The sequence below is a fragment of the Flavobacterium sp. LAR06 genome (genome assembly GCF_041946075.1).
GTDB lineage: Bacteria > Bacteroidota > Bacteroidia > Flavobacteriales > Flavobacteriaceae > Flavobacterium.
Map to the genome: position 1 here is coordinate 398,323 of NZ_JAUTYT010000003.1, position 24,320 is coordinate 422,642.

At 34.4% G+C, this 24,320-nt stretch carries 20 protein-coding genes; 10 read left to right on the forward strand and 10 right to left on the reverse strand.

Annotated features, from left to right (window positions below):
* Positions 1–15: 15 nt before the first annotated feature.
* The 4 genes from Q7C23_RS06705 to Q7C23_RS06720 form a co-directional block, all read right to left on the reverse strand.
* The gene (locus Q7C23_RS06705; RefSeq protein WP_375031782.1) at positions 16–1,011 is read right to left on the reverse strand and encodes an AAA family ATPase; all 996 of its coding nucleotides are present in this window, start codon (positions 1,009–1,011) and stop codon (positions 16–18) included.
* Complete coding sequence (gene pnuC, locus Q7C23_RS06710; protein WP_375031783.1) at positions 998–1,573, reverse strand: nicotinamide riboside transporter PnuC; 576 nt, start codon at positions 1,571–1,573, stop codon at positions 998–1,000. Before pnuC ends, Q7C23_RS06705 begins: the two co-directional genes overlap by 14 nt.
* Before the next feature lie 65 nt (positions 1,574–1,638).
* Positions 1,639–2,808 carry an MFS transporter gene (locus Q7C23_RS06715; protein ID WP_375031784.1) on the reverse strand — a complete coding sequence of 390 codons (1,170 nt, stop codon included), beginning with the start codon at positions 2,806–2,808 and terminating at the stop codon, positions 1,639–1,641.
* A 79-nt stretch (positions 2,809–2,887) separates the two neighbouring features.
* The gene (locus Q7C23_RS06720) at positions 2,888–3,262 is read right to left on the reverse strand and encodes a putative quinol monooxygenase (protein WP_375031785.1); all 375 of its coding nucleotides are present in this window, start codon (positions 3,260–3,262) and stop codon (positions 2,888–2,890) included.
* 524 nt (positions 3,263–3,786) lie between these two features.
* Between Q7C23_RS06720 and gndA the strand changes: the two genes are divergently transcribed.
* Genes gndA through pgl form a run of 3 tightly spaced genes read left to right on the forward strand, consistent with a single transcriptional unit; the run spans position 3,787 to position 7,455 of the window.
* Entirely contained in the window at positions 3,787–5,196 is a 1,410-nt protein-coding gene (gene gndA / locus Q7C23_RS06725; protein WP_375031786.1) for an NADP-dependent phosphogluconate dehydrogenase, read from the forward strand.
* A gap of 26 nt (positions 5,197–5,222) precedes the next feature.
* On the forward strand, positions 5,223–6,755 hold the full coding sequence (gene zwf, locus Q7C23_RS06730) for a glucose-6-phosphate dehydrogenase (protein ID WP_375031788.1): 1,533 nt from the start codon (positions 5,223–5,225) through the stop codon (positions 6,753–6,755).
* Positions 6,739–7,455: a 6-phosphogluconolactonase gene (gene pgl, locus Q7C23_RS06735; RefSeq protein WP_375031789.1), complete on the forward strand. Its 717-nt coding sequence runs from the start codon at positions 6,739–6,741 to the stop codon at positions 7,453–7,455. The genes zwf and pgl overlap by 17 nt, the downstream gene beginning before the upstream one ends.
* Positions 7,456–7,499: 44 nt before the next feature.
* Here pgl and Q7C23_RS06740 read toward each other — a convergent pair whose 3' ends face one another.
* Positions 7,500–8,279, reverse strand: coding sequence for a methyltransferase domain-containing protein (locus Q7C23_RS06740; RefSeq protein WP_375031790.1), 780 nt, complete (start codon positions 8,277–8,279; stop codon positions 7,500–7,502).
* Positions 8,280–8,518: 239 nt separating this feature from the next.
* Between Q7C23_RS06740 and Q7C23_RS06745 the strand changes: the two genes are divergently transcribed.
* The 4 genes from Q7C23_RS06745 (at position 8,519) to Q7C23_RS06760 (ending at position 12,298) form a co-directional block, all read left to right on the forward strand.
* Positions 8,519–9,520 carry an SDR family NAD(P)-dependent oxidoreductase gene (locus Q7C23_RS06745; protein ID WP_375031791.1) on the forward strand — a complete coding sequence of 334 codons (1,002 nt, stop codon included), beginning with the start codon at positions 8,519–8,521 and terminating at the stop codon, positions 9,518–9,520.
* A 141-nt stretch (positions 9,521–9,661) separates the two neighbouring features.
* A complete protein-coding gene (locus Q7C23_RS06750) occupies positions 9,662–10,480 on the forward strand; it encodes a helix-turn-helix domain-containing protein (RefSeq protein WP_375031792.1) in 819 nt (272 codons plus the stop codon).
* 690 nt (positions 10,481–11,170) lie between these two features.
* Positions 11,171–11,752, forward strand: a complete 582-nt coding sequence (locus Q7C23_RS06755; RefSeq protein ID WP_375031793.1) for a TetR family transcriptional regulator — start codon at positions 11,171–11,173, stop codon at positions 11,750–11,752.
* 54 nt (positions 11,753–11,806) lie between these two features.
* Positions 11,807–12,298 (forward strand): acyl-CoA thioesterase, encoded by a 492-nt coding sequence (locus Q7C23_RS06760; RefSeq protein WP_375031794.1) that lies wholly within the window; start codon positions 11,807–11,809, stop codon positions 12,296–12,298.
* A gap of 165 nt (positions 12,299–12,463) precedes the next feature.
* Here Q7C23_RS06760 and Q7C23_RS06765 read toward each other — a convergent pair whose 3' ends face one another.
* Entirely contained in the window at positions 12,464–13,888 is a 1,425-nt protein-coding gene (locus tag Q7C23_RS06765; protein WP_375031795.1) for a SusD/RagB family nutrient-binding outer membrane lipoprotein, read from the reverse strand.
* A gap of 12 nt (positions 13,889–13,900) precedes the next feature.
* Positions 13,901–17,077: a SusC/RagA family TonB-linked outer membrane protein gene (locus Q7C23_RS06770; RefSeq protein ID WP_375031796.1), complete on the reverse strand. Its 3,177-nt coding sequence runs from the start codon at positions 17,075–17,077 to the stop codon at positions 13,901–13,903.
* Between the two features lie 720 nt (positions 17,078–17,797).
* Here Q7C23_RS06770 and Q7C23_RS06775 point away from each other — a divergent pair.
* The 3 genes from Q7C23_RS06775 (at position 17,798) to chrA (ending at position 21,184) form a co-directional block, all read left to right on the forward strand.
* Positions 17,798–19,405 (forward strand): class I SAM-dependent methyltransferase, encoded by a 1,608-nt coding sequence (locus Q7C23_RS06775; protein WP_375031797.1) that lies wholly within the window; start codon positions 17,798–17,800, stop codon positions 19,403–19,405.
* Positions 19,406–19,626: 221 nt separating this feature from the next.
* Complete coding sequence (locus tag Q7C23_RS06780) at positions 19,627–20,058, forward strand: DoxX family protein (protein ID WP_375031798.1); 432 nt, start codon at positions 19,627–19,629, stop codon at positions 20,056–20,058.
* Complete coding sequence (gene chrA, locus Q7C23_RS06785; protein ID WP_375031799.1) at positions 20,048–21,184, forward strand: chromate efflux transporter; 1,137 nt, start codon at positions 20,048–20,050, stop codon at positions 21,182–21,184. Before Q7C23_RS06780 ends, chrA begins: the two co-directional genes overlap by 11 nt.
* A gap of 79 nt (positions 21,185–21,263) precedes the next feature.
* Here the strand turns inward: chrA and Q7C23_RS06790 are convergent, their stop codons facing one another.
* From Q7C23_RS06790 to Q7C23_RS06800, 3 genes are all read right to left on the reverse strand, one after another.
* Positions 21,264–22,292 carry a rod shape-determining protein gene (locus Q7C23_RS06790; protein WP_194655927.1) on the reverse strand — a complete coding sequence of 343 codons (1,029 nt, stop codon included), beginning with the start codon at positions 22,290–22,292 and terminating at the stop codon, positions 21,264–21,266.
* A gap of 459 nt (positions 22,293–22,751) precedes the next feature.
* Positions 22,752–23,204 (reverse strand): hypothetical protein, encoded by a 453-nt coding sequence (locus Q7C23_RS06795; RefSeq protein WP_375031801.1) that lies wholly within the window; start codon positions 23,202–23,204, stop codon positions 22,752–22,754.
* Positions 23,205–23,393: 189 nt separating this feature from the next.
* Positions 23,394–24,029: a hypothetical protein gene (locus Q7C23_RS06800; RefSeq protein ID WP_375031802.1), complete on the reverse strand. Its 636-nt coding sequence runs from the start codon at positions 24,027–24,029 to the stop codon at positions 23,394–23,396.
* Positions 24,030–24,320 lie beyond the last annotated feature (291 nt).

Sequence of the window (24,320 nt, forward strand, 5' to 3'; positions counted from 1 at the left end):
TGGTTCTGGGTTAGATTAAAATTTATTATTTTCTCTCGCGGACAATACTTTGGATACTTTTTCAATTCTTTCGGCAACACTCCCCTTAAGCATATGATAATTAAGGTTTCTGTTGTTTAAATCCTTTATAATTTTTTCTTGAAATTCTTTCCTTTTTACATCACCCGATCTATCCCGGGTATCATCATACGGAATATCTGTATCACAAACAAAAATTACATCGTGCCTGTTTTCTGCCAATTTTGCTAATTTTTTTAATTCTTCTAAGGCATTTCCATGGTAATCCAATGAAAATAAATAGGTCGTAATCGCATTGGTATCAGAAAATAAGAATCGATTGGATTGTAACACCAACGCATCTTCCCTTTCAATGTGACCTTCAGCAATTTTTAAAAGATCTTCTAAAGTTAACCTTTTATTGACCTGATGCTTCTCCCAATATTCTCTTCCATATTCTGGCATCCACTGCGTATCAAAATGGATGGCTAGTTTTTCTGCCAAAGTAGTTTTACCCGTTGACGGCGCACCAAGTAATAACACTTTCGTAATCAAATCTGCATAGACTTTAGGTTGAACAAAATTTTTATTTTTAAAAGGATCTTTTCTAATTTTTGTAGCCGATATCGGAACGATATTTCGACTCACATCTACTTGTCTGTTTATGGCATTCAGCGCAATACTCATATGTTCGCCGTAAGGTTCACTCGAGTAAAAATGGGAAATGTTACGATTATCTAAAACACTTAAAACGTAATCTTCCTGAATTTTCATAATCTCAGCTGTATACCCAGTATCATTTGGTGAATTTACACCTTCAATAACTACAATATTTGGATATATCTCGCGTATCCAACTGGCTCTGGTTGCCAAAGAAATATTTATTACAGGATCGTCATAAATTAGCACGATCACTTCATCCATCTCCTTAATAGCCGTTTCTATTAATAACTGGTGTCCTTTATGAAATGGGGCAAATTTCCCTAGTGTCAATCCAACTTTATGGTCTTTCATATGCAAATTCTTCATTGTAGGCTTTTTTCCATTCTAAGTAGCCCATTACAGCCATCACTAAAAAAAGCACATACAAAACTGTTGTAAAATATAAATCTTTATAAGCATATATGGTAATCGCCACTACATCGACGATTATCCAAAACAGCCAGGATTGCAGTATTTTTTTTATCATCAAATATTGAGCAACAAGACTTGCTACTGTTATAAAGGCATCTTCATAAGGAAAGGATGCATCGGTTTTGGTTTGCATAACATATCCTAAAAGAGCCGTTACTAAAACAGTCAGGCCAATCCAAAACATTGTATGGGTTAGTAATGTTACCCGCAGTGTACTTTTATTTGAACCTCCATATTTCCAATTGTACCAGCCGTAAAATTGTAGAAAAATATAAATAACATGCAAAATCATATCTGAATATAATTTTGAGGTGTAAAAAACAAAGCAATAAAGTGTCACCTGAAGTAACCCAAAATACCAACACCAGATGTTTTGTCTGATCGTAAAATAGACGGAAAGAAATCCGAAAATTGCGCCAAAAATTTCTACAGTTTGATCCATAATATGGAGATAAAGATATAATAATGAATTAAATTTTTAATGAGCGAAGAATAACATTTGACTCATTAATGTTGTTTTAATCTCCTCCAATACAAAAGATACAGAATACCTATGCATAGTATTACGATATCAATTTTCATTATAAGTGGTATACGCTCAATTATGTCATTGTAATAACTGCCTCCAATTAGTGCTCCAAGACCAATTCCTAATTCCATAGAAATGTACATTGTCGCAATGGCTTTCCCACGATGTTGCGGGCTGCTGAGATCGATTGTCCATGCATTTATGGCAGGTGATAAAGTACCAGTACCCATTCCGTAAATCGCTGCTCCCACTAATAATATCGTAACACTTGTGCTTTCACTTATTATAAATAACGAAAAAGCGGTCACAACCAGTCCGACAAGTATAACACTAGTTCGACCGTATCGGTCAGAAACTTTGCCCGCAACAAACCGCACCAAAACGGATGCTGCTGTAAAAGAAGTGAAAAATATTCCTTTATTTACGGCTCCCAAATGTTCGCTCCAGTCGGGAATTAAAGTAAGTATTAATCCAAATGCCGTATAAGAGAAAAAAGTTATTATTCCCGCAGGAAGTGCTCCGATATCTATAATATCAGTACGGCTGATAAAAAACATAGACTTATGGAGTTTTTCTTTTACTGCTAAAGTTTCTTTCATGTTCATCACTATAATGATAGATAAAAAAGCGAGAAACGAAGAGCTGTAAAACATCGCATCCATTCCATAAGCATTTACAATTAAACTCCCTATTGATGGTCCTAAAGCTCCACCAATGCTAAAACATAATCCGTGCATACCCAATGCTTCTCCCCATCGCTCTTGTGGAATAATATCTGCTACATAGGCAGAAGTTGCAGTAGGTTTAAATCCTGTCGAGAATCCATGAACTAATCGTAAAAGAAGAAAACCGGAAACGGAACTTAAAATTGGATATAAAAATCCGCAAATTAAACATACAACAGATCCTACAGCCATAACAGGCACGCGTCCCCATCGATCCGTAAGTTTCCCGCTGAACGGACGTGATATGGCCGCTGTAAGGGTAAATAATGAAATAATAAGTCCTTTGTATTCTGCTCCACCCAAACTGCTTAAATAACTGGGAAGCTCTGGTATTATCATATTAAAACTGGACGAGAACAAAAGAGAACTCATGCAGAGCAAAATAAACTGTAGTGTGTAAATCGATTTTTTGTTTTGTGACATTCCGGAATTTAAAAAAAAAACCAAATATACTCGTTTTGATGAAATTGCTGATTATATGTTTTTATACCAAATTAACTAGCTATTCATTCATTTTCCTAAACAACATTTTCATAGATTCCGGATCAATTGTATCCATATCAATCAGCTTTAATGACTTAACCATTTTAACTGTGCTTGTTTTATATTTTAGAAAATGAGGTGTTTTTAAATGGGATTGGTAGGCATCATTATCCTCGTACATTTCTAATATTCTTATTTGGGTAGAATCCTTCTTTTGGTACATAGGAAAAATGGCCAACACTCCCGGTTCTAACTTTACTGAAGCCGAAGACTCTTCTTTTAATATTCCTTTATATTGCGATAAATATTCAGGATAAATTTCAATTTCTGAAATACGAATCATCATGTCTTTCTTTTGAGCTGATATCGAATTAGAAGTAAAAATTATAGTCATAATCATTAAACATAAAAATTTACTTTTTGAAAATCTGTTTTGAAGGTTGAGGATAAGCTTTTCCATATGCAAGTTCAATTTAATTATTACGTTTGTTATTTGAAATCTCTAATATAAGGGATTTTTAGCTTCTTTTTCTTGTTTACTTCCCTTTTGTATTTAAATAATGGCAGATAATTCCCTTATTATTTCGTTCCTAATTTTTGTTTAATCAATCCCACGATTTCATTGAAATATATTTCGGGTTTTAGTTTAAAGACTGATAATTCATAAACAAACAACAGTATTATGTCTTTCTAAATGTGTTTTTCACACATAAAAAAGTAACATAATAGTCCTTAAAGTGGGCTAATAATCACGCAATGTTTCATCATTTTTCTCTAACTTAGCGCGGTAGATCTTAAAATTTAAGATCGAGCCAAACTTTGTTTTTTCTGCAAAGAACTGAACGAAAAAGAATTACTATTTTTTCTACTCCTTTTTTCAGAAAAACATTTTATAATAATTTTAGTTAATTGAAAACTATGAGCAAATTTGATTTTGGAATTGTAGGATTAGGTGTAATGGGTCGTAATTTACTTTTGAATATAGCGAGCCATAACTTTGCAGCAGCAGGTTTAGATTTAGATACCGAAAAAGTTAATTCTCTTCAACAAGAAGCCGGTCCTAATGATACCATTGAAGCAACCACAGATGTTAAACATTTTGTAGAACTTATTCAACAACCAAGAGCTATTATGTTATTGGTTCCTGCAGGAAAGCCGGTTGACAGCGCAATAGCAAGTTTACTTCCGCATTTAGACAAGGGAGATATTATAATTGATGGTGGTAATACTTTTTTCACCGATACAGACAGAAGATTTTTGGAATTATCTGAAAAAGGAATTCACTTCTTTGGAATGGGAATTTCAGGAGGTGAAAAAGGTGCGAGATTCGGTCCGGCTATGATGCCAGGTGGAGATCAGAAAGCTTACGAGAGACTTCGCCCTATTTTTGAAGCTATTGCAGCAAAAGTGGATGGAGAACCTTGCGTAGAATATTTAGGAAACGGATCTGCCGGTAACTATGTAAAAATGGTTCACAACGGAATCGAATACGGAATCATGCAGCTTATTTCTGAAATTTATGACCTTATGAAAAGAGGCTATAATCTGGATGAAGATACCATTCAGAAAACTTTTGAAGAATGGAACCAAACCCACGATCTTAAATCCTATTTGATCGAAATCACCGGAAACATTCTGAAACAAAAAGACGAAGACGGAAGCAGGCTGATCAATAAAATTTCGGATTGGGCAAAATCTAAAGGAACAGGGAAATGGACTTCGCAAAACGCAATGGATTTACAAGTACCGATTCCAACTATTGATGCTGCCGTTTTTATGCGTGATATGTCTAAAACGAAGCCGGAAAGAATTGAAGCTGCCAAAAAACTAGTTTGGAACGCTCCGGCAACTGACGTAAATACAAGCGAGGCAATTGCGGCGTTAAAATCAGCTTTATACTTATCTATTGTCGTGACTTACGCACAAGGATTAGCACAGTTACATACTGCATCTAAAGAATACAATTACGGATTAAACTTAGAAACTGTTGCCAAAATATGGCGTGGTGGCTGTATTATTCGTGCCAACATTTTAGAAGATTTCAGAAAAGCATATGTTGCAAAAACAGATTTACCAAACTTGCTTTTAGATGCCGGTATTGCTTCAAAATTAACCGAAAACCAGGCGGGAATGAGATCAGTGATTCAATTTGCTGTTCAAAAAGGATTACCTGTAGCGGGATTAATGAATTCATTAGCTTATTTTGACGCCTACAGATCTGAAAATCTACCAACAAACCTAATTCAGGCGCAGCGCGATTATTTTGGCGCTCACACTTACGAAAGAATCGATACAACAGGTGTTTTTCACACCCAATGGTCTGAATAAGGAACTATAAGCAACACAACACACAAATGAGTAAGTTCAAAAATATAAATCCAACCATTATTGTCATTTTTGGGGGAACCGGAGATCTGGCAAAAAGAAAACTATTTCCCGCATTTCAAAATCTGTACCTTGACGGCCGCATGTCAAAGAAATTTGAGATTATCGCATTGGGAAGAGCAGAAAAAAGCAATGAAGAGTTTAGAAGCTATGTCTTAGAAAATCTAAATATCTTTTCAAGAAAGAAAGATATTGCAGATCCGGAAACTCAAAAATTCCTTTCTCACGTAAGTTATCATAGCCTTGATATAGACAAAGAAGCGTCTTATCAAAGTTTGAATGAAAAGATAAATGCTATTGATGAAAGTTTTGGAGAACGTGCCAATCGTCTTTTTTATCTTTCGATTACGCCTTCTTTCATAACTACAATTTCAAGTAATATCAAGAAGATTGGCCTTGCAGCTAATCCAAAGCAAGACCGAATCATTATTGAAAAACCTTTTGGTTACGATAAAACTTCTGCCATTGCTCTTAATGAAATGCTTTCGCAGACTTTCAAAGAAGAGCAGATTTACAGAATTGATCATTATTTAGGAAAAGAAACCGTTCAGAACATTTTGGCTTTCCGTTTTGGAAATTCGATGTTTGAACCTTTATGGAGCCGAAACTTCATCGACTTTGTTCAAATTACAGTAGCAGAAGAAGTTGGAGTTGAAGAACGCGGTGGATTTTATGAAGGAGTTGGTGCCTTAAAAGATATGATCCAGAACCATTTGCTTCAAATTCTTTGTATGACCGCTATGGAAGCTCCGGCTTCTTTACAAGCGGATGACATTCGAAACCGTAAAGCAGATGTATTGAAATCGATTCGACGCATCAAACCGGAAGAAGTGGATCATTACGTTGTCAGAGGACAATATGATGCCGGTGCTATAAAAGGAAATCCTATTCCCGGATATCGTGAGGATAAAGGAATTGCACCGGATTCTATCACAGAAACCTACGTGGCCATGAAAATTTATCTGGATAACTGGAGATGGCAGGGAATTCCGTTTTATCTGCGTACCGGAAAAAGAATGGAAGAAAAACAATCTTCTATTATTATACAATTTAAACCAGTTCCACATTCTTCATTTTCTTATGGAAAAGAAGGCATGACACCCAACAGGCTTATTATCAATATTCAGCCTGCAATGGACATTAAACTGCAGTTTATGACCAAAAAACCAGGTCTGTCACTTTCTTTAAGACCAGCTGAAATGATATTCGATTATTTCGCCTGCTCTACAATGTCGCCGGAAGCTTATGAAACGCTTATCGCAGATGCATTGGCAGGAGATCCTACGCTATTCATGCGTTGGGATCAGGTAGAACAAGCCTGGGATGCTATTGATACTATCCAACAAGTATGGAAAGATACAGTGCCAGTTAATTTTCCAAATTACAAGGCAGGAAGCTGGGGACCTGAAGAAGCTGACGAACTATTGGCGCGTCAGGGACACAAATGGATTCCAAACACACAAACAAAAGAAGAACTTTTAGAAGATGATACAGATATATAATACTACAGAAGAAATTAATGTAAAAGCAGCAGACCTTTTTGTAGCAGCAGCACAAAAAGCAATTGCTGAAAAAGGCCAATTTACAGCCGTACTAACAGGAGGCTCCTCTCCTGCGGGTATTTACAAATTATTAGCTTCTGATGCTTACAAAACCAAAATAGACTGGAGTAAAGTTTTTATTTTTTGGGGAGACGAACGTTGGGTTCCTCTTAATGATGACTTAAGTAATGCAAAAATGTCTTACGCTACATTACTGAGCCATGTTGCTATTCCGTCTGAAAATATTTTTGAGATGTACCAAGATGGTGTTACACCTGAAGATTTTGCTGTTACTTACGAACATTCAATTAGAAAGGTTTTAGGTGACGAAGGAGAATTTGACCTTATCTTATTAGGAATGGGAGATGACGGACATACAGCTTCTCTTTTTCCAGGTCAGGCAGTTTTAGACGAACAAAATAAATGGGTCGCTGCCTATTATCTTGAACCTCAAAAAATGCACCGTATCACACTTACTGCACCCCTAATCAATAAAGCCGAAAAAATCATTGTAGTGGCTTTTGGAGAGAAAAAAGCGCCTGCGTTGAAAGAAGTAACAAAAGGAGAATATAATCCTTCTACATACCCGATGCAATTGATTAAGCCCGTTTCAGGAGAATTATTATTTCTTGTAGATAAAAGTGCCGCTGGTACTAACTAGAAAACTATTTTTATAACCAGTTTATATTTAAAACTATAAACTGGTTATATTTTTTCTTCACTTTTTCTTCCATAAAGCAGAATTCTTTTAAAGGCATAAATAGCAGGAAGCTTTGGAAAATGCTCTGCTATTCTAATTTTAAATGCTTTGATAAAGGACTCTTTTTGATCGTTTTCAAGAAGCTCTAAATAAGGAATCAGAGCCGAACCAGAAATAAAATTATACAATGTATCATGATCATTCGCAATTATGGGATAAACTTTCTCCATAATCTGAATTTCTTCCAATCCGCCATCAAACATAATTTGCGCATATTGATCCATATTTAATACAGGAGAATCTCTCCTCCATCCCTTAAAATAAGTTTTAAAAGGATCTTCGTCAGCCAATTGATAAAGAATTTTATTTAGAATATTTTCCTTCTGAATAGGCATCTGCACTGCAAACTGACCTTTTGAAGTAAGCAAATGAATCAGTTTTGGAAATAATATCTCATGATTATCAGACCACTGTAACGCTGCGTTACTAAAAACTAAATCCCATTTTTTATTTAATTTCAATATATCTTCTACTGACATGCGTTCAAAATGGAGATTAATTGTCTCTAAAGATTTTGATTTTATCAACATTTCAGCTGACGAATCAATCCCAAGAAAATCAGTTTTACTGAAATTCTCAGCTAATATAGCGGTTTGCTCCCCTGTACCACAGCCTAAATCAATTGCAGTTGAAGATTCGGGCAATTTGATAAAATCCATCAAATCATAAAATGGTTTATTACGAAGGTCTTTAAACTTATTATATATTTCCGGGTTCCAAGGCATAAGGCACAAAATTTTATGATTCCAATTACATCCTAAAACATCTCAATTGATATAAAAGGAGGTTACTTAGCTAATTTACAATATCATTTAAATTAATTCAAAAGTTTCACTTAAAAATATAATAACTGTAAAAATATAGCTTAATTGACATTTTAAACAAAGTAATTTGACTTTATAAACAAAATACAACAGCACTTATCCCTATAATTTTGTCCTATAACTTTTTAATAATGAAAAACATGAGACGTAACAATTATCAGGGAGCTTTACAGCAGCCCATTGGTTCAGGTTTTAACGCAACATCAACTTCATCAGATGTTATTAATGGAATTGACCTTAGAGGAAAAATCATAATCGTAACCGGCGGAAATGCTGGTATAGGATTGGAGACCACCAAAACGTTGGCTAATGCCGGTGCAACCGTAATCGTACCAGCCAGAGACATTGAAAAAGCAAAGAAAAATCTTGAAGGCATTGAAAATGTAGAAATAGAAATGATGGATGTAATGAATCCCGCTTCTATCGATGCATTTGCAGAAAATTTCCTTCGATCAAACAGGCCATTGCATCTCCTTATAAACAATGCTGGCATTATGTGGGTTCCTTTGCGCAGAGACAGTCGCGGAATCGAATCACAATTGGCTACCAATTACTTGGGGCAATTTCATTTAACTGCAAGATTATTTCCGGCACTTAAAAAAGCAAATGGCGCAAGAGTAATCAATGTATCTTCTCTTGGACATCAAATGGCTCCTTTTAATTTTGAAGATCCTAATTTTCTACATAGAGAATACGAAACCTTACAAGCCTACGGACAATCAAAAACGGCGAGTAACTTATTTTCTCTTGAACTTGACAATCGTGCGAAAGCATTCAATGTAAGAGCATATTCTTTGCATCCTGGTTCAATTGCCGGAACTGAGTTAGCAAGAGAAGCTCCATTAGAATTATTCCAAAAAATGGGCTTTCTGGATGAAGACGGTAATCTTCTTCCCGAAGTGGCTGCAAAATTAAAAACAATTCCACAAGGCGCTGCTACAACAGTTTGGTGTACTACCAGCGCTGCACTGGAAAATATTGGAGGTGTTTATTGTGAAGATAATGATATCGCCCCATTAGCAAATGGTGAAGACAGCATTGGGTCCTATGGAGTAGAAAGGTACTCTCTTGATGAAACAAACGCTAAAAGATTGTGGGACTTAAGCGAAAAAATGACGGGTATTTCATTTCCATTTTCTTAAATCAACTATAATCCTGCTCTATAAAAAAATGGGCAGGATTATGATATTTCAGATCTATTGCAACGCCCGGCACAGTTAACTATCTTTGAACTAGCAAAGTAAAAAACAACAAGAATAATTTTTATTAGAAATCATTAAACCATGGACCATATTTCAAAATACTTAACACCTGAAATTAAGCTTTCCAGCTACGATGATAAATTATTTAAATCTGACTTAATCTTTGACGACCATATGCTTATTTGGTTTATTTCGGGCGAAACAAAAATAATACAGGCAGATGCTACTTTTTACTTTAAGACTGGTGATATATTCTTAATTCCAAGAAATCACATGGCTACAATCATAAATTATCCAAAAAATGGACAGCCGCACAAGACAGTAGTAATGCATTTAACTACAGAACGATTAAAAAAGTTTTATGAAAAAATTGATGTAGAAAAAAAATATGTTGGCGGACAGAAAATATATAGTTTTAGTAATCATCCATTATTAGAAAGTTGTCTGAGTTCAGTAATACCTTATTTTGATCTGGAAGGTAAATTTCCTGAGAATATTGCATCGTTAAAAATTAGTGAAGCGATAAGTATTTTAAGAGAAATTGATAAAAGTGTCGATAACATTTTGGCCAATTTTGATGAACCTGGTAAAGTTGATCTAATTAATTTCATGGAGCGAAATTTTATGTTCAATATGCCGATGGAAAAATTAGGTTATCTTACAGGCCGCAGTTTATCAACCTTTAACAGAGACTTTAAAAAACATTTTCATGACACACCTCAAAAGTGGCTAACACAAAAGAGGTTAGAATTGGCCTATTATCAATTATCAGAAAAAAAGAAAAAACCAACAGAAGTTTATCTCGAAGTTGGTTTTGAGGATCTCTCTCATTTTTCCTTTGCATTTAAAAAAAAATATGGCTTATCTCCTAATCAAATAACCACACACAACTCTAACTAACTACTCATACAGGTATATAATAAAAATATTAGCGTTTTCAATTTTTAATTTTATTCTTAGCTTTTTCAATACTATCTTTGAAGTGTAAAAATAACACCCCTTCATGATTTTGCCCCTGCTCTTTAAAATACTTATTTCGTGGGTAGTAGCCTGTATTATCATAAGAATATCCAACATGGCATTATCATCACCAGACGCAAAATCTTACCAGGAACCTACACTCCTTACAAGTATTCTTACTGCTCTTACTATTGATTTAACATTAAAAAACAAATTAAGAATAGGAAAGCTATTGCACCACAGCTTTGGATTTTGTTTGCAGCAGTTTACTACATAATATGGTATTCTCAATTCGTCGAAATTTCATGGTCAACGAGTATCATTATTGGTTTCGTTACCGGTCTGATACGAATTATAAGCTGGACTTTTCTTCTTGAAATTATACCATCCGCTCATACTTCCAATTTTAAGGGATATTACCTTCAGCTTGTATTTGTGCACAATATTTTTATCATTGCTGCTTTCTCTTTGGACTGGCTATTGCTTTAATAGCTTTTAAAACATTCATTTGCCGAACATACAATATCAAAATCTCATTTCTAAGTAAATGAGATTTTTTTCATCTTTAACAAATACCGATCGGTATTTGTATTATATTTGTCATAAATCTTATCGCATAAATTAGAAATCATGAATACTTCAGACATCATATTAAATAAAGTAGCTCCAATTTTTAATAAGCAAGGATACGTAGGTACCAGCCTGACAGATATAACAAAAGCTACCGGACTTACTAAAGGTGCGATTTACTGCAATTTTTCGAACAAAGAAGATTTAGCATTAAAAGCCTTTCAATTAAACATAAATTTAGCCATAACACCTTTATTCAAGCTTGTTGCCGCTAAACAAGGCAGTATAAATAAATTGCATGTTATAACAGAGTATCAGCGCAGCTATTATAATCTGGTTAAAGACATGGGCGGCTGTCCAATGTTAAGAGCAGGAGTTGATACAAAATTCATCAATCCGTTGCTGTTTAAAGCAGCACAAAATCTATCCCAAAAATTCACTATCGGTTTAACTAATATTATAAGTGATGGTGTCATTAATAATGAAATTCAGCAAAATACTGATGCAACAAAATATGCCAAAATAATTTTATCACTAATTGAAGGAAGTTCGCTTTTGGCCTTTACACACAATGACGCAACCTACATAAATGATGCAATGGACTTTATAGATACTACCATAATTAGCCGCATCAGGAAATAAAAATTTTTTAACCCGTTAAATACCGATCGGTATTTTATATAATTTATTTAGAAGATGGAAAAAATATTAAAGACAAAAAGAAAAGTTAGATTTCAGGACTGTGATCCTTTTAATCATTTGAACAACTCCAAGTATTTAGAATATTTTATTAATGTCCGCGAAGATCAAATTGCTGAACATTATGATCTTGATATATTTAAGTACATGAAGACTACAGGACTTAGTTGGGTTGTTGCTTCTAATCAAATAAGCTATTTGAAACCGGCTTTTACAATGGAAACGGTACTGATTGAATCGCAGCTAATTCAATATACAGACAATCTCCTACTCGTTGAAATGAAAATGTGGAATGAAGAGGAAACAGAATTAAAAGCCATACTATGGGTAAAATTTATTCATTACAACATTCAGGCAAAAAAAGTAGCAAACCATTGTGAGGATTTGATAAAATTATTTGAATCTGTTGTTTTACCAGTTGATCAGACAGTTTTCGAAAAGAGATATTTAGAAATTATTCAAAATTTAAAAAACAGAACTTATGCCTAAATTAGAAACGATAAAAGAATTTATGGCAGTGTTCGAAGCTAAATAGTTTAGCTTATTAAAAACATATAAACTGTTTTACATTAAAGCCAAAAACTCCGCAAAAGATATTTGCGGAGTTTTTTATTAGAAGCATTTTATTTAATTTATCTCTTTAGGATTTTCAGCCTATTTTACATCAAACCAAAGTTTTGTAGTAAGCAAGTCTTTACCCTGAACCGCTATTGCTGCCTGATAACTATTTCCGTTCAACGATTGCTCTGTACCTGGATAAAAGAAACGTGAAGGTAACTTTCCGTCTAAAACTGTTGCAGGACCTGCTGTCAATACGGGATAGTCCAATCTTCTCCACTCGGCAAAAGCATCAAGACCTTGTCCAAAGAATGCAATCCATTTTTGTGTACCGATCGATTTAGCATAGTCTGTTGCATCGTATTTTACACTAACCTGATTAAGATAATTAGTGATAACGGTTGCATCGGTAATTCCAAATTGATTGAACGATGCCGTGATCGCATTTTTATAAAGCTGCTCAGCATCACCAGAAATATAACCACGAGCTACCGCTTCAGAAAGATTAAATAATACTTCAGAATAAGATACAAGTACTGCCGGCGATGAGGAAGTTAAGAAGTAAGTTCCCGGTTTTGATGTTTTAGCAAAACCCTGGCTATTAGCATCACTGTTTGATAATCCATTCGCGCCTCCAACATATTTACCTACACTTGCATCTGAGGGCAATTGTGCATAAACTGGTAAACGTGGATCGGATAGTTCATTTAGCTTATCAACCATTGTTTTTGAAATACGATAATCATCGCGAGTTTCGAACCATGCCGAAGCAGGATTTTGTTGAGGCGAACTTGTGTACGTAAACTTAAAAGTATCACTATTACTGGCAAATACTCCTGCAGCATCACTTGTTGCTTCAATCGCAGCTTGTTTAGCCAAAGCTGGTTCTCTGTCAGATATTCTTAATGCAATACGCAAACGAAGTGAATTCACCAGTTTTTTCCATTTTAAAATATCTCCTTTGTATGATAAATCACCCGTTACAGCACCGTTTGCTGTGTTTAGTAAAGACTGTGCTTGTTTCAAATCTTCTAATAATCCTGTATATACTTCCTTTTGAGTATTATACGCCGGATTTACTTTTAAACCTGCTTCTTTATAAGGAATGCTTCCGTAAGCATCTGTCAGCAATAAAAAGGTCCATGAACGTAACGTTAATGCAATCCCTTTGTAATTTGGATTTGCCTGTTCTTGTGGAAAATTGATAATTGTATTCAAATCCGTAATCAGGGTTGCATATCCTGTATTCCACAAAGTTGTGAAAGAAGTATTGGACACATCGTATCTATCCGGTTCCGTATATTGAATTTTAGCCCAATGCTGCACAAATAACAAAGACGAATCAAAGTTATTGGTTGAACCCCAATATAAATCAGCGCCCTGCTTTAGGGTTCCTGTTAACAGATAAGGTGCTAATGGTGTTTCAGTTGCATTTGGATTTTTATTAATATCATCCAAAGTATCACTGCATGAAGTCAGTGTAATTGCAAATAGCGTTGTATATAATATAATTTTTAACATGATTCTGTATTTTTAAAATCTTAGATTGACATTAAGGCTGAAATTTCTGGTAGTTGGCAGAGATAAACTCTCCAATCCTTGTGCATTACCTGTATTGAAAGCTGTTTCAGGATCAATATTTGGTGCATCTTTATAGATAAAAAACAGGTTACGGCCTACTGCAGTAATACTTGCCCCATCTAATCCCAGCTTCTTAGCAAATGACTTATTGAAGTTAAAAGCCAATTTTACTTCTCTTAATTTTACAAAAGTTGAGCTGTAAATATAAGCTTCACTAATATTGTAAGATGCTTTGTAATATTCCTGTGCACTAAGAACGGAAGTGTTAGGAGTTCCATCAGCATATACTCCGTTAAAAATCATTCCATCCTCATATACTGCACCTCCTGGTGCAGTTGTACCTGCGGGCAATAAAGTTTTCGTAGTACCTGCTAAATAGTAATTTAATCCACCATTAGCGGCATCACGTCCCGGAAGAGTTTGTGCCAATATTCCTGTATAATTACCTGTTCTGTTCGTTCCTGAGAAAAGCTCACCTCCTACACTTGCATCAACAAGAAATGATAATTCAAGATTTTTATAGGTCAATGTATTCGTAAGTCCAGCTAAATAATCTGGTGTGTAATGTCCTAGTACTTTCTTTTGCGGATCAGCTTTTGGTAATCCGTTCGCACCTACTACTATATTTCCATTTGCGTCGCGTTGATAAGCTGTTCCATAAAGTGCCCCGTAAGCCTGTCCTACAGATGCCAAAACATCAACACCTCCTGAAGAGCCAATCGTGTAATTTTGAATCTGTTTATCATAATCCAAAATCTCTACTTTGCTTATATTCTTTGAATAATTTACAGCTACATTCCATTTGAAATTTTCATTTTGAACAGGGTTTCCATCCAATTGAATTTCAATACCATGGTTGTTTATTTTACCCGCGTTGATTAATTGTGAATTATAACCACTTGAAGCAGTAGTTTTTATTTCCAAAATCTGATCAAAACTATTGGTATTATAATAAGCAAAATCAAAGTGCAGTCTGTTTTTCCAGAAAGAAGATTCTAAACCAACTTCGGTAGAACGTGTTGTTTCCGGTTTTAAGTTCTCATTAAGTTTCTTTTGAGAAGATGTTTGAATCGGATTTCCATCGAATGCAGTTTGAAAATTGTAAACCGTAGACAATTGATACGGATCTGCATCATTACCAACTTCAGACCAACCACCACGTAGCTTTAAGAAATCAAGTGTACTACTTTTCAATTTCAAAGCATCAGATAATACTAAACTACCACTAACAGAAGGATAAAAATAAGAACGGTTACTGCTTGGCAATGTCGATGACCAGTCATTACGGGCAGTTGCATTCAAAAAGGCATAATTTTTATAACCCAATTGTGCAGAAGCATAAGCACTGTATACTCTCAATCTTGATAACGAATTTGATGAAGTTAACGGATCTCTTGAATTCGTCAATGTGTATAAATCAGGTACTGCCAAACGTGGCGCTTTTTGATAATTATTTGCGTCACTATGGTTACGAACGTTGAATCCGGCAAGGGCATCTAAACTAAAATCATCACTCAGTTTATTCGTGTAAGTAAAAATACCTTCTGTATTTTGCTCGTTTACTGTGTAGGCATCTTCAGCATAGGATCCGAAAGGAGTTCCATTTGTACCGTATTTAATTTCATACTTTCTGCGATCATTATAATAATCAACTCCGGTACGGAATTTAAAATTAAGTCCTTCAAAAATCTTGGCATCCAAATGAATATCACCTATTAAACGGTTGCGCTGTTGACTTGTAGTGTTGTAATTGGCATTCCAATACGGATTGCTGTAATAGCTGTTATTCCAGTTTCTGGTCCAATCCTTGTCAAGTTCATTAATATCAACCTGACGTCCGAACCAAAGGAACTGCAGCATTACGCCGGCAGCACGGTTACCCGATGGACCACCTGGTAAAGCTGGTGCATTGGTAACAATATAGTTCGCATTTACACCTACTTTTACACTTTTGGATATTTGGTAATTCGTGTTAACGGTAAAGTTTGTTTTGTTAACCTCACTGTTAGGCACTGTTCCTAATTGTTTTTGATTGTTTACTCCTAAACGAAAATCTGATTTTTCATCTGATTTGGCCACCGAAATGCTATTATCATACGTAATACCAGTATTAAAAAAGTCCCTAACATTATCAGGATGCGCCACAAAAGGTACTGCCTCACCATTTGAATAAAACTGCGGAATAAGGCGTCCATCCATTTTAGGCCCCCAGCTTTCATCAACTCCATCATTAACTCCGCCTCCTTTACCATCTACGTAACTAAATTTTCCATTTGAGCCTTGTCCAAATGTATTTTGAAAAGAAGGCAAAGTACTAACCTGAGATATCGTTATACCAGTACTGAAGTTTATACCCAGTCCTTTTTGACCTTTTCCTGATTTTGTTGTTATAAGAACAACACCATGTGCAGCACGTGATCCGTAAAGTGCCGCTGCATTAGGGCCTTTCAGTACAGTTAATGTTTCAATATCATTAGGATTCAAATCGGCAATTGCATTCTTAAAATCGCGGGTAGCACCACCAAAGTTCAACTGCGAGTTATCTACCGGGACTCCATCCACCACAAATAGTGGCTGGTTATTTCCTGATATAGAGGTTTCACCACGAATAATAATACGTGAAGATCCCATATCACCTTGTGAATTGGTAATACGAACTCCAGCCAATTTACCGGTAAGGCTGTTTAGGAAGTTCGTTTCTTTTGTATCGGATAGCTCCTTGCCTTTAAGTGCCTGAGTGGTGTATCCTAAAGATTTCTTTTCTTTTGTGATACCAAGTGCAGTAACTACAACTTCAGATAACGCATTTTGTTCCTGAGTAAGCTCAATAACAACTGAGTTTGTATTCGCTACAACTTCTGTTTTTTTATACCCTAAATAACTTACTAGTAATGTATAAGGCAATTTTTGTCCTGTCTGGAAAAAAAACTTCCCATCAAAATCTGTTACGACTCCGTGTGTAGTTCCTTTAATATTTATTGAAGCTCCAATAATAGGTTCTTTTGTACTAGCATCTACAACTATTCCCTCGAGTTTGGATTGAATTAACGGTTTGGTTTCTTGTGCTTTAATCCCTATCGAAATCAAGAAAACACACAACCAGATATATCTATTTATTTTTTTTTTCATTACTTTGTTTTGGTTTAAAAATAAGTAAGCCCTGAACGGATTAATTCCATTCTCGCTTTTCTTATAGAGATGAACAATTTCTTTAAGCTTTACCATTTCTGCTGCAACAGAAATGGTTTTTTATTTGCAGCACATTCGCTTTTTCATTTTTATATATTTTTAGATTACTATTATTTAAAATTGGTTTTATAAAAATTTCAATCCATCACCTCAAGCTTTCCTCTTGCCAAAAATTTTATGAATGAGACATTTGAAGAATTTCAAAACCAACTAACTCTTAAGCATAAATCTTCAAAATGGCTCCTATTTTTTTAAATCGAATCAATTTAAAGTCTTATATCCCTTTGTTTATAAGACTTTTAAATTCTATAAATTCAATAGAACAAATGTATATTAAAAATTTAAACACCCAAGTTTTAAGAGAATTTTTTGCAAAAAAAATGTTAACTAAAATTTTAGTAAAATTTTAAGTCACTTCAAACAAGACAGTTACTCGTTTTTACAAAATCTTTTCATAAATACGAATTTTCTTAATTTTAAAAGGTTGAATTAAAAAAATCAACCGTTTTAAAAACTCCGAGGCTGAGATAATCGATGCTTTTTTTTTAAGACTCGCCATTCCTTAAAAATCCTCTAAAAAATGGTTTATATATTCAAAATGTCTAACATCAGATTTCATTTTAAACTATCTTTATAGTAAGAAACCTTCATTTTTATACTATGAACGATAAATCACTACTTAGAGGTTCTATTTTCAGACATCTTGATGGCTTAGCTGTTGCTCCCGTAGCAATTGCTCTTAAAAAAAAGGAAGTTTTAGCGTTCATCCTAAACAAAAAGGAAGTACAGCTGACAGAACTTGTTGCTGTTTTTAAAGCAAATGAAGGCTATTTGAATGTTGGTTTAAGAATTTTGGCTTCTCAGGGCTTTTTAGATTATAAAGTCAATAACGAAACAGCGGAAATTAAGATCTCTGTAAATGAAAAGACAGAAATAGCTTTTTCATTGTTTCATCTTTATCAGGACGTTGTTGATTTACTTCACTTTTCGATACAGTTTCATACCCGCATTTTTGACGATGTGCCGTTTGAAAAACTCAATATTATTTTTGAAAAATATAAAAAAGGATATGGAATTAAACCCTCCGATGATGATCTGACAAACACAATTCAGGATCAGGTTTTAAAACATATTGAAGGTTATCTGATTGCACCAACAATCGTTCGTTTGGCAATGAACGGAATGTTTCACAAATATTTCATGGAGACTTCTTTCAAACCGGAAGAGTTTCATAAATCGCCTGAAAATTTTAAAAAAATATTAGACTTTTTGGTACATCTTGGATGGTTTATCGAAAAAAATGGCAATTATCAATTTACAGAAGTGGGTTTGTTTTTCGCAAAAAGATCCAGTGCCTACGGCGTGACAGTTTCTTATTTACCAACATTCGCCAAAATTGAAGAATTAATTTTTGGAGATCCTGCTGTTTTAAGAATGATAGCCGATGGAGAAAATGAAATTCATGTAGATCGTGAAATGAATGTTTGGGGAAGCGGCGGTGCTCACGACACTTATTTTAAAGTGGTAGATGAAATTATTATTAAACTTTTTAATTTACCAATTGAAGAACAGCCCAAAGGAATTCTAGACATGGGTTGTGGTAATGGCGCTTTCCTGCAACACATTTTTGAAGTAATCGACAGGCAAACTTTAAGAGGAAAAATACTGGACGAATATCCATTGTTTCTGGTTGGTGCCGATTATAATCAGGCGGCATTGAAAGTCACCAGAGCAAATCTTATAAAAGCAGATATTTGGGCAAAAGTAATTTGGGGAGATATTGGTCGCCCTGACCTACTTTCAGATGACTTAAGAGAGAATTACAATATTGACCTGAAAGATTTGCTGAACGTAAGAACATTTTTGGATCACAATCGCATTTGGACAGATCCGGAGCATATCAACAAAAATAGAATCAGTACCTCAACTGGTGCGTTTGCGTACAGAGGCAAAAGAATCAGTAATAATTTGGTGGAAGATAATCTCCTGGAGCATCTGCAAAAGTGGTCGCCTTATGTACGGAAATTTGGTTTGCTTCTGATTGAATTGCATACCATAAATCCAAAACTGGCTGCCGATAACTTAGGAAAAACACCTGCAACAGCTTATGATGCCACACATGGTTTTTCTGATCAATATATTGTTGAGATTGATGTTTTTAATACTGTTGCTGCAGAAGCAGGATTATTCCCGGACAAATCCATTTTTAAACGATTTCCGGAAGCTGATATCGCTACGGTAAGTATCAATTTATTGAAAGGAAATTAAAACAACTATATTCATAAAATCACTTCAAAATCAAACAGCTTTGGAGATTTGTATTTTTTGAGTTGTACAAAATTAACTATCAAATAATTGTATAGAAAGCGATCTGAAATAATATAACCCACATTAAATTATTTATATATTAGCATACAAAAATGCATCTGAGTCTTGAACTCTTATTATCAAGTTACTAAGTTTGCATTTCAAAAATAAAGCAACAAAAAATGGAGTACCAAATATTCAAAACAGACAATTCAAAAACAACTATTTTGATAAGGCTGATGACAGGAGCAGTATTTCTTTCAGAAGGAATTCAGAAGTTTCTATTTGCAGATACCTTAGGAGCTGGCCGATTTGAAAAAATTGGGTTGCCTATACCTGTTTTTCTGGGAAGTTTTGTTGGAAGTTTTGAAATTATCTGCGGCATTTTGTTTTTGCTTGGTTTGTTAACCCGATTTGCGGCTATCCCCCTAATTATTATTATACTTGTTGCTATCTTAACAACAAAAACAGAAATTTTAGCCGAAAAAGGTTTTTGGGCAATGCTTCATGAAAGCCGAACAGATTGGTCCATGCTTTTAGGCAGTATATTTCTTTTAATAAAAGGTGGTGGCTTGTGGTCTCTTGATAATAGCATATTTAGGAATGGAAAATAAGGCCAGCCTAAAAGACATAGCAAAACTTTTTTTTAAACTAGGTGTTATTGGTTTTGGTGGTCCCGCCGCTCATATTGCTATGATGCATGAAGAAGTTGTAAAAAAAAGAAAATGGCTCACCGAAGCACATTTTCTTGATTTAATTGGTGCTACAAATTTAATTCCCGGTCCTAACAGCACCGAAATGGCAATTCACATAGGACACGAAAAGGCTGGATGGAAAGGTTTGCTTTTGGCAGGACTTTGTTTTATTCTGCCAGCAGTGTTTATCACTGGAATTTTTGCCTGGATCTACAAACAATATGGACAGCTTCCGGAAATACAAAATTTTGTCTATGGTATAAAACCAGCCATTATAGCTATTATTCTTGGAGCCATTTTTCCATTAGCAAAAAAATCAATAAAGTCAATTGAATTAGCGATAATTGGGATGTTGGTTTTAACAGGTTCCCTGCTTAATCTGAATGAGATTTACCTGATGTTTGGAGCGGGTTTGCTTGCTTTATTGATCACTACAGTCCGAAACAAAAAAATAACGAATACTACTAGTTTTCTTTCCCTCACCTTTTTTCAAATAGCGGACACTCCTATTCTCTCAGTGTCAAACTCTCATTTATTTTGGATATTCCTCAAAATTGGCTCCATACTTTACGGCAGCGGCTACGTTTTGTTTGCTTTTCTTGAAACAGAGCTAGTTGCTACAGGACTTTTAACCAAACATCAATTAATTGATGCTATTGCAGTCGGACAATTTACACCCGGACCAGTATTTTCTTCAGTAACATTTATTGGATATCAAATTAACGGATTAGGTGGTGCTATTGTCTCAACGGTAGCTATTTTTTTGCCATCATTTGTATTTGTCTCACTATTAAATCCGCTGGTAAGGATAATGAGAAACTCAAAACTGTTCTCTGTATTTCTTGATGCCGTTAACGTAGCTTCAGTAGCTATTATTATAGCCGTTTGTTTTAGTATGGCACAAGATACTATTACCAATTGGAGAACCGTATTGATTGCTCTTTTAAGTATTGCCGTTACATTTGGTTTCAAAAAAATAAATAGTGCTTTTATTGTTTTAGGCGCTTCTTTTTTGGGGTATTTATTGACCTTTATACTTATTTAAAGAAAATAAGAAAGCACCAAAATCACTGACTTTGGTGCTTTTTTTAAACATTGTGATCCTATTAACTTCTTTAAAGAAATTAGGATATCAATACCCTTTTATATTTTGGTATGTCCTTTAAAACAATTCCTGTACCTCTTACCACAGCCCTTAAGGGATCTTCTGCAATATATACCGGAAGATCTGTTTTTCTTGAAATTCTTTGATCAAGACCACGTAGCATTGCCCCTCCACCAGCGAGATAGAGACCTGTATTATAAATATCTGCGGCCAGTTCTGGTGGTGTCAAAGAAAGTGTCACCATAATAGCATCTTCAATTCTTAGGATTGATTTATCTAAAGCTTTTGCAATTTCTCTGGAAGTAATTTTGACTTCCTTCGGTTTTCCGGTTAGTAAATCCCTTCCGCGAACCAATAAATCATCTGGTGGAGAATCCAGTTCTTCAATTGCCGCACCTACATCTATTTTAATCTGTTCAGCCGTAGCATCTCCGATATATAGATTGTGATGCGTTCTCATAAAGTACAAGATATCATTGGTAAAAACATCTCCGGCAATTTTTATGGATTTGTCGCAAATTATTCCTCCTAAAGCAATAACTGCAATTTCTGTAGTTCCTCCTCCAATGTCAACAATAATGTGCCCTTGCGGCTGCATCACATCTAAACCAATTCCAATTGCAGCAGCCATAGGCTCATGAATTAAAAATACCTCTTTTCCGTTTACTCTCTCACAAGATTCTTTTACGGCTCTCATTTCTACCTCAGTAATACCGCTTGGAATACATACCACCATTCGGAGTGCGGGAGTGAAAAAATTCTTCTTTAATTCTGGTATATTTTTAATAAACCAGTTAATCATTTTCTCCGATGCATCAAAATCTGCAATTACACCATCTTTAAGCGGTCGGATCGTTTTAATATTTTCGTGTGTTTTACCTTGCATTAAATTAGCCTCTTTGCCTACAGCAATAATTTTCCCGGTCCTAATATCTTTTGCCACAATCGAAGGGCTATCGACCACAACTTTTCCTTCATAAATTATTAATGTATTAGCGGTGCCTAAATCCATAGCTATCTCCACTGTCATAAAATCAAATAAGCTCATAATATAATTTTCTATACAGAATGAACGCTTTTGTTACTTCTTTATTCTCTGTCAACACAAACTTTCACTTTATTTTATAATAATTTTGGGAGTGTTTGTCACTTAAGTTTAGTTAGTTAGGATAAATTTCTGATTAAAATGGAATTTTAGAATTTGGTTTTGTAAAAAATTAAGAATTTTGAGGAGACATAAATGCGGAAGGAATTCTCCACAAACGAAATATTTAAGTTGTGTTTACATAATCTAAGTCCGTAAAGCTTTGTGAACTTTGTGTTTTTACTAAACTTACATTATTTAAAAAACTTTATGTTCTCCATGATAATTTTTTTTATCTCCACAGCTTTTCGTTCTGATCCGAAAAAACTAAATCCTTATGAAATGAAATGGTTTTAAAAGAGAGCAAAAAAAAAGCCTCCAAAATCATTTGATTTTGGAGGCTTTTTGTATTTTGTAAAAATATTACATTTCGTTCAAATCGTTGAATTCGTGTAATGATTTTAATGTGCTTTCGTAAAATAAAATGGCAGCGATTAAATTCCCTTTATCTGAATAAGGCATCATTTTTCTTTGAAACTCTACTGTTGTATCTAAGAAAGTTGTTGTACCAACTGCTTGTCCGTCTAATACTTTTTTGTGCTCAGAATCGTCTGGTATACCTAAGTCTGCCATAGTAACACCTGGTTTAGTAACCAAAGCAATATAAGGAAGCGTTTTTACTAAAACTTTAATACGCTCAATGTATAATTCCAAAAGTTCACCTTTTTGCATACCACTTAATTCTTTTTGATCATGGTATTTACGGATGATAGCTGTTGTACTGATAATACTTCTTGGAGCATTTTTCGCCTGCGCTGAAACAGCTTCAGTTGATAAGAAGAAAAGGAAACTAAGTAGGAAAATTGTGCTTTTCATTTTGAGAATGTAATTGGTTGTTAATAGGACAAAAATATATAAATTAACTTAAACTGCAACTGTATTGATTTCTTTTTTTTAATTTAAATTTAACAATCAGTCTAAAAGTTAAATTGGCATAATCAATATAGAAAAAAGGCAGCTCACAAAAACCACCATTTATTACTGTTTATCAATACATTAGCACATTTACGACTTAATTATTCTAAAACGTCCCGGGTATTTTATATATATACTTTTTTTGTTGCCATAATAATCCATGAAGTCTTCGCAAACAAAAACGGCATGTGCAGTAGACCAGGCAACAACGCCACAGAATTCACTTCCTGATTCGCGCTTTAATTTTTGTATTTCTTTGCCTTCTTTAAATCCCAGATATTTGTAAATTGTTGGAGTATATACTTCACCTTCTTCTAAATCCTCCAGCGCTTTATCAAAAGTTGACTTCTTATCAATAATTTGTTTGTACTTTGCCATTACAGCATAGGTCAAGACTGCATAATCTGTTATTTTTTCGCTCTCACAATTTTCTTTTATAAATACAAAATCAGCAGAAAATTTAGCTTTGTTTAACTCATCATTTTTCAGGTTGAATGATGCACTATTTTTTAGTGTAATTTTATAGGTAGTGTCGTTTACTTTTTCAGTCACAAAAAGATTGTCCAGTCCATAAACATTTAAAGCAGCTTTAATAAAAGCAATCGAGGAGCAATTGGTACGCTCTCCTTGTTTAAAGCTTTCAAATATTTTATCCGCGCTCAATTGTGAGTAAGCATTGGAACAAAAGAACATTAATAATATAATTATTGAACTAACAGATTTCATTTTATGTTGTATTTTATAATTTCCTCATACCATTTTTGAGGATTCATAGATTATACAAATCTATTAAAATCAATTCATAGTTTTTTTTACTTCTTATTTTTTTTTAATTTTTGTAAATTGAAACCTTTAAAAAGAGTGACAATACAAGGCAATTTAAATTAGATATCCATTAGTGTTTAAGCACATAGGTCAAAAAAAAGCCCCAAATTTTATTGAGGACACTGAAAAAGTCTTTTCGCGAATAAATTGTTAATTAAAAGGAGCAGAAGCTAAAAGTTTTCTGCTCCTTTT

Bases quoted from the DNA above. Each gene is read 5' to 3' on its own strand.
- Q7C23_RS06760 (WP_375031794.1), top strand. From the start codon at position 11,807: ATGGAAAAAATATTAAAGACAAAAAGAAAAGTTAGATTTCAGGACTGT.
- Q7C23_RS06745 (WP_375031791.1), top strand. From the start codon at position 8,519: ATGAGACGTAACAATTATCAGGGAGCTTTACAGCAGCCCATTGGTTCA.
- pgl (WP_375031789.1), top strand. From the start codon at position 6,739: ATGATACAGATATATAATACTACAGAAGAAATTAATGTAAAAGCAGCA.
- Q7C23_RS06765 (WP_375031795.1), bottom strand. From the start codon at position 13,888: ATGTTAAAAATTATATTATATACAACGCTATTTGCAATTACACTGACT.
- Q7C23_RS06720 (WP_375031785.1), bottom strand. From the start codon at position 3,262: ATGACTATAATTTTTACTTCTAATTCGATATCAGCTCAAAAGAAAGAC.
- Q7C23_RS06775 (WP_375031797.1), top strand. From the start codon at position 17,798: ATGAACGATAAATCACTACTTAGAGGTTCTATTTTCAGACATCTTGAT.
- Q7C23_RS06715 (WP_375031784.1), bottom strand. From the start codon at position 2,808: ATGTCACAAAACAAAAAATCGATTTACACACTACAGTTTATTTTGCTC.
- Q7C23_RS06795 (WP_375031801.1), bottom strand. From the start codon at position 23,204: ATGAAAAGCACAATTTTCCTACTTAGTTTCCTTTTCTTCTTATCAACT.
- Q7C23_RS06770 (WP_375031796.1), bottom strand. From the start codon at position 17,077: ATGAAAAAAAAAATAAATAGATATATCTGGTTGTGTGTTTTCTTGATT.
- Q7C23_RS06780 (WP_375031798.1), top strand. From the start codon at position 19,627: ATGGAGTACCAAATATTCAAAACAGACAATTCAAAAACAACTATTTTG.
- Q7C23_RS06755 (WP_375031793.1), top strand. From the start codon at position 11,171: ATGAATACTTCAGACATCATATTAAATAAAGTAGCTCCAATTTTTAAT.
- gndA (WP_375031786.1), top strand. From the start codon at position 3,787: ATGAGCAAATTTGATTTTGGAATTGTAGGATTAGGTGTAATGGGTCGT.
- pnuC (WP_375031783.1), bottom strand. From the start codon at position 1,573: ATGGATCAAACTGTAGAAATTTTTGGCGCAATTTTCGGATTTCTTTCC.
- Q7C23_RS06790 (WP_194655927.1), bottom strand. From the start codon at position 22,292: ATGAGCTTATTTGATTTTATGACAGTGGAGATAGCTATGGATTTAGGC.
- chrA (WP_375031799.1), top strand. From the start codon at position 20,048: ATGGAAAATAAGGCCAGCCTAAAAGACATAGCAAAACTTTTTTTTAAA.
- Q7C23_RS06740 (WP_375031790.1), bottom strand. From the start codon at position 8,279: ATGCCTTGGAACCCGGAAATATATAATAAGTTTAAAGACCTTCGTAAT.
- zwf (WP_375031788.1), top strand. From the start codon at position 5,223: ATGAGTAAGTTCAAAAATATAAATCCAACCATTATTGTCATTTTTGGG.
- Q7C23_RS06705 (WP_375031782.1), bottom strand. From the start codon at position 1,011: ATGAAAGACCATAAAGTTGGATTGACACTAGGGAAATTTGCCCCATTT.
- Q7C23_RS06750 (WP_375031792.1), top strand. From the start codon at position 9,662: ATGGACCATATTTCAAAATACTTAACACCTGAAATTAAGCTTTCCAGC.
- Q7C23_RS06800 (WP_375031802.1), bottom strand. From the start codon at position 24,029: ATGAAATCTGTTAGTTCAATAATTATATTATTAATGTTCTTTTGTTCC.